This window comes from Microbulbifer taiwanensis (genome assembly GCF_014904815.1).
Taxonomy (GTDB): domain Bacteria; phylum Pseudomonadota; class Gammaproteobacteria; order Pseudomonadales; family Cellvibrionaceae; genus Microbulbifer; species Microbulbifer taiwanensis.
The window spans coordinates 1-11,636 of record NZ_JACZFR010000033.1 but is presented as its reverse complement, the minus strand read 5'-3'; the positions used below and the strand labels follow the sequence as shown (position 1 = coordinate 11,636).

Below are 11,636 nucleotides of genomic sequence, written 5' to 3'. Positions count from 1 at the left end.
AGAGATTGCCCCCCCCAACCCCCCAAATCCAAAAAACGCCCTGCTCTTCCGAGCAGTGCTTTTTTGTATATGGCGGACCGGACGGGACTCGAACCCGCGACCTCCGGCGTGACAGGCCGGCATTCTAACCAACTGAACTACCGGTCCGCGGTAGGTGCACTCCCTCGAAGGAGTGGTGGGTGGTACAGGGGTCGAACCTGTGACCTACGGCTTGTAAGGCCGCCGCTCTCCCAACTGAGCTAACCACCCGTGTCAGGGGTTGCGTATCTTAATGAAAAATTTTGTCTGGTCAACCCGAATTCCTGCGTCCCTGGAAAGGCAGGGGGTGGCTGAAGCGGGAAACCGGTCACTGCCCCGGTATTCCAAGTGCGGTAGCATTGCCGCATCTGAAACCTGGGAGATGATCCATGAAGCAATGTTGGATACTGGTTGGTGTGCTGGCACTGGCGGGCTGCCAGAATATGGAAGCTGTTTCGCCCTGGGTCGACGTGGGCAACCAGATCGCCAAGAATGCGGGCTACGACACCGATTCCCGACTGGCAAGGGGTATCAAGGATGTCCTGCACACAAGCACCGACCGCGCCAGCACCAGCCTGTCTCAGGCCGGTGCATTCCGCTTGCAGCTCCCTGCGGCGGCGCGGCCAGTGGCCGATAGTCTGCGCCAGTTCGGCTTTGGCAGTTATGTGGACCAGCTGGAAACCGCAATGAACCGGGGCGCGGAGCAGGCGGTTGGCGAGGCCGCGCCGGTGTTCAAGCAAGCGATTACCGGCATGAACGTCAACGATGCCCTGGGCATTGTCCGCGGCAGTGATACCGCGGCAACCGATTACTTCCGCGGGCAAACCGAAGGTGTACTGCGTCGGCGCTACCAGCCGATTGTGGAGGCCAGCCTGCGCAAGACCGGCTTCTACGATCAGTACAAGAGTATGTTGGCGGTCTACGATCAATTGCCGATCGCCAACAAGCCCAGTATGGATCTGGAACGCCATGTGATCGACAGCAGCATGGCGACGCTGTTTAGCCGAATCGGCGAAGAGGAGGCATTGATCCGCAAGGATCCTGTCGCCCGCGGCAGCGTGCTGATTGGGCAGGTTTTTGGGGTGGAATAGGGATAATTACTCAGGTTCCCTTATTTCTGGCTGCTGCACTCTATTAACTGCCTGAGCCCGCTTTGGGTGAGCTCTTGATTTTCTACCTATCGGGGCTCGCAGTCTGCGGCGCGACAATCCGATATCAAGCTGGCAGGGCTAGTGGGCCACTGATGTCCGCGGCGGGCCAAAGACGGCCGCAAAGCCGCCGCCGGCAGTGCGAAAATTGGTAGTCTGCCCCTGGTAGAGGCGGGCACAGGTCAGCAAATGCTCTCCGCCGTAAACATAGGTGCGCACATCGAACTTCAGCGGTTTGCCTTCCGCCTCCAGGTAACGCTGTGCAGCGGGCACGTAGGCCTGGGCCAGATAGTCGCCTTTCTCCAGCAGTTGCTGCCAGACACAGCGGGTTAACTTGTCACCGCGGTAGGCGGCCTTGCTGCCGTAGCCGCTGTAGGGCTTGAAAAAGTACTGTTTGCGCCGCGCCCACAGGACTTCCGCATTCTCGGCGGTGAGTGCTATAGACTCGGGTACCGACATTTGTAATATCGAGCGGGTTTCCGCGTCGACACCTATATCCGTCAGCCACTGATCGTCGCTGAGGAGGATCAGGTTGCGTTTGTTGGCGTAGAGCAGGTGGTGGCGTGGATTCGGGGTAACCACGGCGGCATCCGCCAGGTAGGCGTCGCGCAGCGGGCGGCTCTGGAGTTCGCTCAGGGGGAAATCCGTGAGGCGGTTGTAGACGAGATTGAACGGCCTGCCATCGAAGCACAGCCTGTCGCTGTCGAAGTGCAGTTGTTCGGGCGCGGCGATTTCGCAGTCGATGCCCAGGTCGCGGAGCCAGTTGCGGAACAACAGGAACTCCGGATAGAGATACTGCTGCTGCGGCGCCTCATCGACAATCAGCACGCTTTCGAGTGGTTGTTCACCGCGCGCCAGTCGCCACTCGCTGCGGAACATGGCCTCGAAGCGGCCCAACACGCGCTCCAGTTGCCAGTCGCCCAGGTGGTCGCGCACCGGGTCGCAGCAGAAGTGCTGGCTGTGGGTCATCAGTGCGCTGAGAAAGGCTCCACCGGCATTGGTATTGATTTCGATCAGGCTGGCCCCATCCGCCGTCGGGTGGAAATCAATACCCGTAAACAGGCCGCGGGTGCCCTGGTCGGGGTATCGATGCAGGTCCGGGATCTGTTCGGCGAAGGCCGGCAGGCTGATCACTTTATCCACTGCGCGTACCGTTTCCGCCATTGCCTTTTGCTGAACTCCGCTGATAAACGCGCCATAAGGTGCAAACAACTGCTCGCGTCCAAGCATGGGGTCAAGGGATAGTTTGTACTGGTGCAGCGACCGGCGCAGTTGCGCTTCCAGTGCATCCCGATCGAGGGTAATGCAGTGGCAGTAGCGGTTCAGTTCGGTGGCGGGCATGGCGGAGTTCCTGGTGGTTTTCTCACTGTTATGGGGGTGGATGGAAGGGTGTCAAGTGCTTGGTCGGGACCGTCTGACGGAGGCGATGGAAGCCTGTGTGGGCTTGCCCCTGCAGTCGCCTGGCGATACTTTTGGGGCGTGTACAGGTGGGACAACATTGTAGGGGTTGCCAGTATTGACACCGAGGCGGCGCAGGAGGATTAGAGTTATCGACTTTCCCGGGGAAACAATACATCGACTGAAGCCTATTACCTTCTGGCCCGCGCTGATCGGCATAATGTTGGTGCTGACATTGACCGCCGCGGATGAGCGGCAGTTTGTAGAATTCACCACGTCGATCAATTCCGTCATCATCGATAACTTTTCCGCGCTGTTTCTCTATTCGGCCTTGGCGCTGCTGGGGCTGTGCGTCTATGTGTTTGTGTCGCCATTGGGGAAGGTACGTATCGGCGGGGCAGGGGTTGCGCCCATCTACTCACCGTTTCGCTGGTTTGCGGTGTCGCTTACCACGGTTATCGCCATGGGTATTCTGTTCTGGGCGGTGGCCGAACCGGTGGTGCACTTCCGTGAGCCGCCGGCGTTCATTGATATAGAGCCGGGCAGTGCTGCGGCCATGGCATTTTCCATGTCCACTGTGTTTGTACACTGGACACTTGCGCCCTATGCAATTTACACCGTTGCCGCGCTGACCTTTGCGCTCGGCTTCTACAACTGCGGCTACGGATTCTCCGTGGGATCCCTGCTGCGACCTCTATTGGGCAGGTATCTAATCGAGCCCGTTGCGCAGCTGGTCGATGGGCTGGTGTTGTTTGCGGTGGTGGTGGGTATGTCCGCAGTGCTGAGTGCCGGCCTGCTGTTGATTGGCGATGGTCTGCAGTACCTGTTTGCGATCCCCAAGTCGCCCGCCCTGTATGCGGCCACTGCCGCCTTTATTGTCTCCGTGGCACTCCTCTCTGCTGCCAGTGGGTTGCGACAGGGAATACAGGTACTTGCGCGGATCAATACGTTGCTGTTCGTGCTGCTGTTGCTGTATCTGCTGATTGTCGGGCCTGGCACTTTTATTCTCGAGCTGGGAGGTCGCTCGCTGCTCGAGTACCTGCGCGACTTTTTCCCGCGGCAATTGCTTCTCGATGAGCCGGAAGGCAGCCGCTGGTCCGGCTGGTGGACCACGGCCTTTTACGCCAGCTGGTTTGCCTGGGCGCCGCTGTCGTGCCTGTTCCTGGGCAAGATAGCCCGCGGTTATACGGTGCGGCAGTTTATCCTGGTGAATCTGTTGTTGCCGTCACTGTTCGGTGCTTTGTGGTTTTCCGCATTCGGCGGTTCGGCATTGTATTTCGATAGCCTGAGCAATGGTGCTCTCTACGGAGCCTACCAGCGCGAAGGGCTGGCGGCGATGGCCTATCAGCTGTTCAGCTACCTGCCCGGCAGCGTACTGCTCAGCCTGTTTTTCGTGTTCGCCTGCTTTATTTCTTTTATTACTGCGACGGACTCGAATACGGATGCCATTGGTGGACTTTGCATGAAGTCAGTGACCGCGGAGTATATGGGATCGCCATTCGGGATTAAATTGCTGTGGGCTTCGGTGATCGGGGTGGTGGGCTGGTGCAGTGCCACTTTTCTCGGGGCCGATGGAATCAAAATGCTGGCGAACCTGGCCGGGCTACCCGGGGTCGTAATTGTGTTGGGGAGCGGCGCTTCCCTGATGCTGCTGGCGCAGCGGGTGAGGTGAGGCTGCGATGAAATAATTCTGCTTCAGCATACGGATTCTGCATATACGAAAAAGCCCCACTCTTGCGAGTAGGGCTTTTTCGTATATGGCGGACCGGACGGGACTCGAACCCGCGACCTCCGGCGTGACAGGCCGGCATTCTAACCAACTGAACTACCGGTCCGCATTCCTTGCTTCCCTTAAAAAACCTGCCTGGCAGGTGAAGGGAAGTGGTGGGTGGTACAGGGGTCGAACCTGTGACCTACGGCTTGTAAGGCCGCCGCTCTCCCAACTGAGCTAACCACCCCGCGTCAGGAGCTGCGTATCTTAATGAAAAAATTTGCCTCGTCAACGCTTTCGCGAAAAATTTTTTGTCTTTCAATAAGTTAAGCGGGTCACTCCTTGCGCCGGGTTCAGCCAATGCGGGCCCGGGAACGCTGTTAGCGGGGGCGGTGGCGCTGCTATAATCGCACAAAATTCCGGCGGACAAGCGAACGTGAGAGAGATGCTGAGAGGGAAAAACTGGCTGGCCCCGATGGCCGCGGCGCTCTGCGCCCTGTGGCTGTCCTTTGCCGCGCGCGCGGCGGTGGAGGCGGAGCCGCTGTCGTCGCCGGAGCTGGAAGCGCGCTACCTGGTGCTGATCGAGGAGATGCGCTGTCCCAAATGCCAGAACCAGAACCTGGCCGGTTCCGATTCGCTGGTAGCGACAGATCTGCGCCGGGAAATACGCCGGCTGCTGGAGGAGGGTTTTACCGATCGGGAAATAACCGACTACATGGTGGCTCGATATGGGGATTTTGTGCTCTACCGGCCGCCGCTGCAGCGCAACACCCTGGCCCTGTGGCTGGCACCGGGGATTTTCGCTGTTGTCGGCCTGTTGGCGCTGATCGCGATAGTGCTGCGCTCGCGCAGCGGCACCGGGGCGCGCCAGGACGACGCCAGTGGTGAATTGACCGATGACGAGCGGCGGCGACTGCGGCAGCTGCTCGGGGATGATGTTGACGGAATGACCGGCAGCGGGAAGAAAGACAATGACTGAACTCTGGTTGGAGCTGGGATTGGGCCTGGCAATGCTGATGCTGCCGCTGGCTTTTGTACTTCTGTGGCCGGCGCTGCGCGGCGCGGGGTCGAGGCCGGCTGCCGGCAAGCGCGCGGCGCTGGCGGCCCTGTACCGGGAACAGCAGGCCGAGCTGAAGGCGGCGCTGCAGAGCGGCGCCCTGGACGACCAGCAGTATGCGCAGCTGGAGGCCGAGATGGCGCGCAACCTGCTGGTGGCGCAGGGGGCGGACTGTGCCGGCGCTAGCACCCGCGGTGGCCGCGGTCTGCTGATAGGTCTGGCGCTGCTGCTGCCGCTGACGGCGGTGGGTCTCTACGCCTGGTCCGGCCACTCCGCTGACCTGACCCTGTATCGGGACATCGCCGCCAGCCAGCAGGGCAATACAGACGTGCAGGCTGAGGAACGCATCACTCGCCAGCTACAGGCGCGGGCCGAGAGTCACCCGGATGACCTGACCAGCCGCTATGTACTGGCCCAGCGTTTGATGGTGAGTGGTGATCTCGCTGGAGCGGTGAAGTCCTATCGATATGTGGTGGAGCGGGAACCCCAGGCGCCGGCCATCAGGGCGGAGCTGGCGCAGGCGCTCTTCTTCGCCAATGGCTCCAGGATGAGCGATGAGATACGCGGACAGGTGGAGCTGGTATTGGAGAATCAGCCCGACAATGGCACTGCCCTGGGCCTGGCGGGTATCGCTGCCTTCGACCGCAAGGACTTCCGCGCGGCGCGGGATTACTGGCAGCGGGCACTGGACCAGCTGTCGCCGGGATCCGCGGCGGCCCAGGCGCTGGCCGCGGGTGTGGCGCGCGCCGAACTCGCGCTGACGGAAAGCGGTGAGCCGGTCACAGAAGGCGTGGCAGCAAGTGAAGACGCGGCCGGACCCTCGATCCGCGTGCGGGTAAGTCTGGCGCAGGGTGTTTCCGCCAAGCCGGCTACGCCGGTATTTATCTACGCCCGCAGCGCTGACAGCCCCATGCCCCTGGCAATAGTGCGCCTCACCGCCAGCCAGCTGCCGGCGGAAGTGGTATTGGACGAGTCCCGCGCGATGATGCCCGGGCGCTCTATTGCCAAAGTGGATTCGGTGCAGCTGGTGGCCCGCCTGGCGGTCCACGGCGACGCGCGCCCGGCGCCGGGGGACTGGCAGGGCGGTATCGGGTCTCTGCCGAAGGCGGAGTGGGGCGAACCCCAATCGATCACCATCGATAGCGAACTGTAGTCGCCGTCCCGCCGGTGCCATCCCCGGCTTGACCCGGGATCCAATTGCCGTGGTCTCTGGATTCCGGCCTTCGCCGGAATGACGGGAAAGTTCTTCTGTAGGGGTGAACCTTGTGTTCGCCTTGGCGGGCCTGGGCCCGCGCGCCGAGTTCAGGCTCCGCAGTGCGTCGGCGCACCGCCTCTCCCAGCCCCTTCCCCCGCAAGTGGGAGAGGGGGCTGCACTTTCGAGTCCCGGGAAATTTTCCGCTGAAACCCCCGCCGCCGCCATGTACAATTGGCGGTTTGGCGAGTCCTGCGCCTGTCGGCATAGAACAAATACCGAGTTAACAAATACATGCGTCTGAAGTGCATCAAGCTTGCGGGTTTCAAGTCCTTCGTTGACCCGACCACTGTCTATTTCCCCTCCAACCTCAGTGCCGTGGTCGGCCCCAACGGCTGTGGCAAGTCCAACACCATCGACGCGGTGCGCTGGGTGATGGGTGAGTCTTCCGCCAAGAACCTGCGCGGCGACTCCATGACCGATGTGATCTTCAACGGCTCCAGCGGCCGCAAGCCGGTGGGCCAGGCCTCTATCGAGCTGGTGTTCGACAACTCCGAAGGCAAACTGCAGGGCGCCTACGCTGCCTTTGCGGAAATCTCGGTCAAACGCAAGGTGACCCGCGAGGGCCAGAACAACTACTACCTGAACGGTGACAAGTGCCGCCGCCGCGACGTGACCGACCTCTTCCTGGGTACCGGCCTGGGCCCGCGCAGTTACGCCATCATCGAGCAGGGCATGATCTCCAAGCTGATCGAGGCCAAGCCGGAAGAGCTGCGCGTATTCATCGAGGAGGCGGCCGGCATTTCCAAGTACAAGGAGCGCCGCCGCGATACCGAAAACCGCATGCGCCGCACCAAGGAGAACCTGGAGCGCCTGACCGATATCCGCGACGAGCTGGACCGCCAGCTGGCGCGCCTGCAGCGTCAGTCTGCGGCCGCGGAGAAATACAGTCGTTTCAAGGAAGAGGAGCGCAGCCACAAGGCCAACCTGCAGGCCCTCAAGTACCGCGACCTGGACGAACAGGCCCAGACCAAACAGCGCCAGATCGGCGAGCTGGAGCTCACCGTCGAGGAACTGGTGACCCGCCAGGTGAGCTGCGATACCGATATCGAGCAGAAGCGTGTCGGCTATCACGAGCTGTCCGACGGCTTCAACGAGGTGCAGGGCCGTTTCTACGCGGTGGGCGCGGATATAGCGCGCCTGGAACAGAGCATCGCCCACGCCCGCGAGCGCAACACCCGCCTTCAATCCGACCTGGCGCAGACAGAGCAGGAGTTCCGCGATGCGGAGACGGGCCTGGAATCGGATCGGGAGAAGGCCGCCCAGTTCGAGGCGGAGCTGGAAGTGATATTGCCGGACCTGGAGATGGTACAGGCCGCCGAGGAGGAGTCGGCGCAGGCGCTGCTGAGCGCCGAGGATGGCATGCGCGACTGGCAGAACGAGTGGGACCAGTTCAACCAGGGCGCCTCCGGCTCGCGCCAGAAGGCCGAAGTACAGCAGTCCCGCATCCAGCACCTGGAGACGTCGGGCCAACGATTACAGGAGCGGATCAACAAGCTGCAAGCGGAGCAATCCGGCCTGCAGGACAGCGGCGATGACGGCGAATTCGAACAACTGAACGAGCAGCTGGCGGAGCTGGAGCTGCAGGCCACGGAGCGCCGCGAGTCGGTTTCCGAGAAGAGCGAATCCCTGGCCGAGATGCGCAGTCGCGAGCGCGATACGGCCAGCGAACTGGACCAGCTGCGCCTGCAGTTGCAGACCAGCCGTGGCCGCCAGGCCTCCCTGGAGGCACTGCAGCAGGCGGCGCTGGGGCAGGGCAAGGCAGTGGAGAGCTGGCTGCAGCAGCAGGCGCTCGCCGACAGGCCGCGCCTGGCGGAGCAGGTCTCAGCCAGGTCCGGCTGGGAAAAGGCGGTGGAGACCGTGCTCGGCACCCAGCTGCAGGCGGTCTGCGTCGACCAGCTGGAGAGCCTCGGCGAAGCTCTGGCCGGACTGGAAAGCGGCCAGGCGATCTTTATCGACGGTGCCAGCGTAACGGCCGATACCGGTGGCAGCCTGCCGGCACTGGCGGACCAGGTGGAGGGCCCCTCGTCCCTGGCCGGTATTCTCGCCGGTATCTACACCGCGGAAGACCTGAACGCGGCGCTGGCACAACGTGCCCAATTGAAGCCGCACGAATCCATAGTCACCCGCGACGGCCTCTGGCTGGGCCCCAACTGGTTGCGGGTCAGCCGCGCTTCCGACGCCGAAGCCGGCGTGCTGGCGCGCAAGCAGGAGTTGGAGGAGCTGGAGCAGTCCATCGCCTCCTGTGAGGAGCAGATAGAAACCCTGAGCGAAGAGCGCGAGGCGCTGCGCCTGCAAGCCGCCGACCTGGAGAGCGGTATCGAGCAGTCCCGCAACGAGGCCGAGCAGCTGGGCCGGCGCGAGTCCGAGCTGCGCAGCCAGCTGTCCGCCCGCCGCGCCCGCGCCGAACAGATGAGTGAGCGCCGCACCCGCGTCGAGCAGGAGATCACCGAGGTGCGCGAACAGCTTGAGCTGGAGGGCGAGTCCCTGTCAGAAGCGCGCCTGCTGCTGCAGGAAGCGGTCGAGGCCATGAGCGACGATACCGATCGCCGCGAGACGCTGCTGGCCCGTCGCGACGAACTGCGCGAGGCTTTGGATGCGGCGCGTCAGCGCGCCCGCGAGGACAAGGACCGCGCCCACGAGCTGGCCATGCGCGAGCAGTCGGTGCGCACCCAGATGATCTCCCTGGAGCGCACCCTGCAGGTGATGCGCGAACAGCTGGAGCGGCTGCGCAGTCGCCGCGAATTGCTGCAGGAGCAGATGGCCGAGACCCAGGATCCGTCCCAGGATTTCCAGGCGGAACTGGAAGAGAAGCTGGGCGAGCGCATGGAGGTGGAGACCGAGCTGGGTGAGGCGCGCAAGAAACTGGAAGAGGTTGAGAGCGGCCTGCGAGAGCAGGAGCAGGAGCGCCACAAGGTGGAATCCGCCCTGCAGGGTGTGCGTGCGCAGCTGGAGCAGGAACGGCTGGGTGCGCAGACTCTAGAGGTGCAGCGCAGCGGCCTGGTGGAACAGCTGAAGGAATCTGACCACGACGTGGCGCAGCTGCTGGAGGAAATTCCCGGCGACCTGACCATCTCCCAGGTGCAGGAGGAGCTGGAACTGGTGGCCGCGCGCATCTCGCGCCTGGGGCCGATCAACCTGGCGGCCATCGACGAATACAAGCAGGAGTCCGAACGCAAAAACTACCTGGATCGCCAGTACAGCGACCTGATGGACGCGCTGGAGACACTGGAAAACGCCATCAAGAAAATCGACCGCGAGACACGCACCCGCTTCAAGGAGACCTTCGATCAGGTCAACGCGGGCCTGCAGGAGCTCTTCCCGAAGGTGTTCGGCGGCGGTCACGCCTACCTGGAACTCACCGGCGAGGACTTGCTGGATACTGGCATTGCGATCATGGCGCGCCCGCCGGGCAAGCGCAACAGCACCATTCACCTGCTCTCCGGCGGTGAGAAGGCGCTCACCGCCATTGCCCTGGTGTTCTCGATCTTCCGCCTGAACCCGGCGCCCTTCTGTATGCTCGACGAGGTGGACGCTCCGCTGGACGACGCCAACGTGGGCCGCTATGCGCGCATGGTGAAGGAAATGTCCGAACACGTGCAGTTCATCTATATTACCCACAACAAGATCGCCATGGAGATGGCGAATCAGCTGCTGGGTGTGACCATGCACGAGCCGGGTGTGTCGCGCCTGGTATCGGTGGATGTCGAAGAGGCGGCCGAACTGGCATCCGCGTAAGGGTGCTGGAAGGAGCGTAAGGGAGAGGCGCAAAATGGGAAACTGGCTGATTACAATCCTCGCACTGGTACTGCTGCTGGCGGTGCTGGACGGCGTGCGTCGCGCGATTGTGAAGCAGCGGGCGGCGATGAAAGTCTCGCGCAACCTGTCCCGGGCCATGCAGCGGGACGATGACGATGATCTGGATATCCTGTCGACACCGCGCCGGGCGACGCCGAACAGCAGGGTGGGCGAAGAGGAGTATCTCGATCCCGAGGAAGAGGCGAAGCGCCGCCAGATAGCCGCGGAACTGCCGGGCCAGGTGCGTGTGGTGCAGCGCCGCGCCCTGGAGGACGCGCTGCAGGTGAACCGCCAGGTGCAGGAGAGCTTTATGTCTTCGCGCAAACCGCTGGCCGGCAGCAGCCCCCACCGGGATGAGCCCGCAAGCGGTGAACCGGAGCAGGTGTCGCTGAACCTGGAAGAGCAGGTGCCCACACTGATGGAATCGGTTCCCGCAGACGAAAATCGCCGCGAACCGGAACTCGACGAATCGGAAAGCCTCGAAGCACTGAGCACCGGCGAAATGAAAGGTGCGGAGCCGGCAGCGGAAACCGCTGAGTCGGCGCAGGAATCCAGCCGCGCACGAGAGGTGGCGCTTGAGCCCGAAGAGCCTCAGCCCAAGGGTAAAGAGCCTCAGGCCAGAGATAAAGAGCCCCCGCGCAGGGAGAAGAGGACCCAGGTGAACAGATCAAACAGGCAGGCACCGAACAGGTCGCGGGAAAAATCCCCGGTCGAGGAAGTGTTGATCATCAACGTGATGGCCCCCGAGGGCGACTGCTTCGAGGGCAATGATATAGTGCGCGCAATGATGGCCGCCGGCCTGCGCTTTGGTGAAATGAATATCTTTCACTACCACCAGGGCGGGGCTGCCGACGGCCCGGTGGTGTTCAGCCTTGCCAACATTGTGGTGCCCGGTGTCTTCGACCTGGCGCAGATGGAGGAATTCACCACTCCCGGCCTGAGTCTCTTCCTGGCGCTGCCGATCGAGGGCGAGGCGATCAAGGCCTTCGAGCAGCTGCTTGCCACCTCGCGCCATATAGCCGAGCAGCTCGGCGGCGAACTGAAGGATGAAAACCGCAGCGTCTTCACCGCCCAGACTGCCGAACACTACCGCCAGCGGGTGATGGAATACCAGCGCCGTAAGGCCCTGGCCAGGGCGCAGGCCTGATTCCGGACATTCTGTACTTTCTGTAGGAGCGACGGGGCGGGCATCCGCCCCGCCCCTCCTACAAAAAAAATACCTAACACCCGCAAGAAATCCCCATATTTTTCAAC

General features: G+C 62.5%; 7 protein-coding genes and 4 tRNA genes. 6 read left to right on the top strand and 5 right to left on the bottom strand.

Annotated elements, in window-relative coordinates:
* Positions 1-70: 70 nt before the first annotated feature.
* Positions 71-147, bottom strand: a tRNA-Asp gene (locus tag IG627_RS12905).
* 26 nt (positions 148-173) lie between these two features.
* A tRNA-Val gene (locus IG627_RS12900) sits at positions 174-249 on the bottom strand.
* A 158-nt stretch (positions 250-407) separates the two neighbouring features.
* Between IG627_RS12900 and IG627_RS12895 the strand changes: the two genes are divergently transcribed.
* Positions 408-1,109 carry a DUF4197 domain-containing protein gene (locus IG627_RS12895; protein ID WP_193192782.1) on the top strand — a complete coding sequence of 234 codons (702 nt, stop codon included), beginning with the start codon at positions 408-410 and terminating at the stop codon, positions 1,107-1,109.
* A gap of 138 nt (positions 1,110-1,247) precedes the next feature.
* Here IG627_RS12895 and IG627_RS12890 read toward each other — a convergent pair whose 3' ends face one another.
* Positions 1,248-2,507 (bottom strand): hypothetical protein, encoded by a 1,260-nt coding sequence (locus tag IG627_RS12890; protein ID WP_193192781.1) that lies wholly within the window; start codon positions 2,505-2,507, stop codon positions 1,248-1,250.
* A 166-nt stretch (positions 2,508-2,673) separates the two neighbouring features.
* Here IG627_RS12890 and IG627_RS12885 point away from each other — a divergent pair, with 166 nt between their 5' ends.
* Positions 2,674-4,236, top strand: coding sequence for a BCCT family transporter (locus tag IG627_RS12885; RefSeq protein ID WP_319024567.1), 1,563 nt, complete (start codon positions 2,674-2,676; stop codon positions 4,234-4,236).
* Positions 4,237-4,322: 86 nt separating this feature from the next.
* Here IG627_RS12885 and IG627_RS12880 read toward each other — a convergent pair.
* Together IG627_RS12880 and IG627_RS12875 are read right to left on the bottom strand one after the other, a co-directional pair.
* A tRNA-Asp gene (locus IG627_RS12880) sits at positions 4,323-4,399 on the bottom strand.
* 47 nt (positions 4,400-4,446) lie between these two features.
* Positions 4,447-4,522, bottom strand: a tRNA-Val gene (locus tag IG627_RS12875).
* A 198-nt stretch (positions 4,523-4,720) separates the two neighbouring features.
* Here IG627_RS12875 and IG627_RS12870 point away from each other — a divergent pair.
* From IG627_RS12870 to zipA, 4 genes are all read left to right on the top strand, one after another.
* On the top strand, positions 4,721-5,254 hold the full coding sequence (locus IG627_RS12870) for a cytochrome c-type biogenesis protein (protein ID WP_226865065.1): 534 nt from the start codon (positions 4,721-4,723) through the stop codon (positions 5,252-5,254).
* The gene (ccmI, locus tag IG627_RS12865) at positions 5,247-6,485 is read left to right on the top strand and encodes a c-type cytochrome biogenesis protein CcmI (protein ID WP_193192779.1); all 1,239 of its coding nucleotides are present in this window, start codon (positions 5,247-5,249) and stop codon (positions 6,483-6,485) included. The genes IG627_RS12870 and ccmI overlap by 8 nt, the downstream gene beginning before the upstream one ends.
* 333 nt (positions 6,486-6,818) lie before the next feature.
* The gene (smc, locus tag IG627_RS12860; protein ID WP_193192778.1) at positions 6,819-10,322 is read left to right on the top strand and encodes a chromosome segregation protein SMC; all 3,504 of its coding nucleotides are present in this window, start codon (positions 6,819-6,821) and stop codon (positions 10,320-10,322) included.
* A gap of 34 nt (positions 10,323-10,356) precedes the next feature.
* Positions 10,357-11,529 (top strand): cell division protein ZipA, encoded by a 1,173-nt coding sequence (gene zipA, locus IG627_RS12855; RefSeq protein ID WP_193192777.1) that lies wholly within the window; start codon positions 10,357-10,359, stop codon positions 11,527-11,529.
* The last annotated feature ends 107 nt before the right edge of the window (positions 11,530-11,636 follow it).

Bases quoted from the DNA above. Each gene is read 5' to 3' on its own strand.
- IG627_RS12890 (WP_193192781.1), bottom strand. From the start codon at position 2,507: ATGCCCGCCACCGAACTGAACCGCTACTGCCACTGCATTACCCTCGAT.
- IG627_RS12870 (WP_226865065.1), top strand. From the start codon at position 4,721: ATGCTGAGAGGGAAAAACTGGCTGGCCCCGATGGCCGCGGCGCTCTGC.
- IG627_RS12895 (WP_193192782.1), top strand. From the start codon at position 408: ATGAAGCAATGTTGGATACTGGTTGGTGTGCTGGCACTGGCGGGCTGC.
- ccmI (WP_193192779.1), top strand. From the start codon at position 5,247: ATGACTGAACTCTGGTTGGAGCTGGGATTGGGCCTGGCAATGCTGATG.
- zipA (WP_193192777.1), top strand. From the start codon at position 10,357: ATGGGAAACTGGCTGATTACAATCCTCGCACTGGTACTGCTGCTGGCG.
- smc (WP_193192778.1), top strand. From the start codon at position 6,819: ATGCGTCTGAAGTGCATCAAGCTTGCGGGTTTCAAGTCCTTCGTTGAC.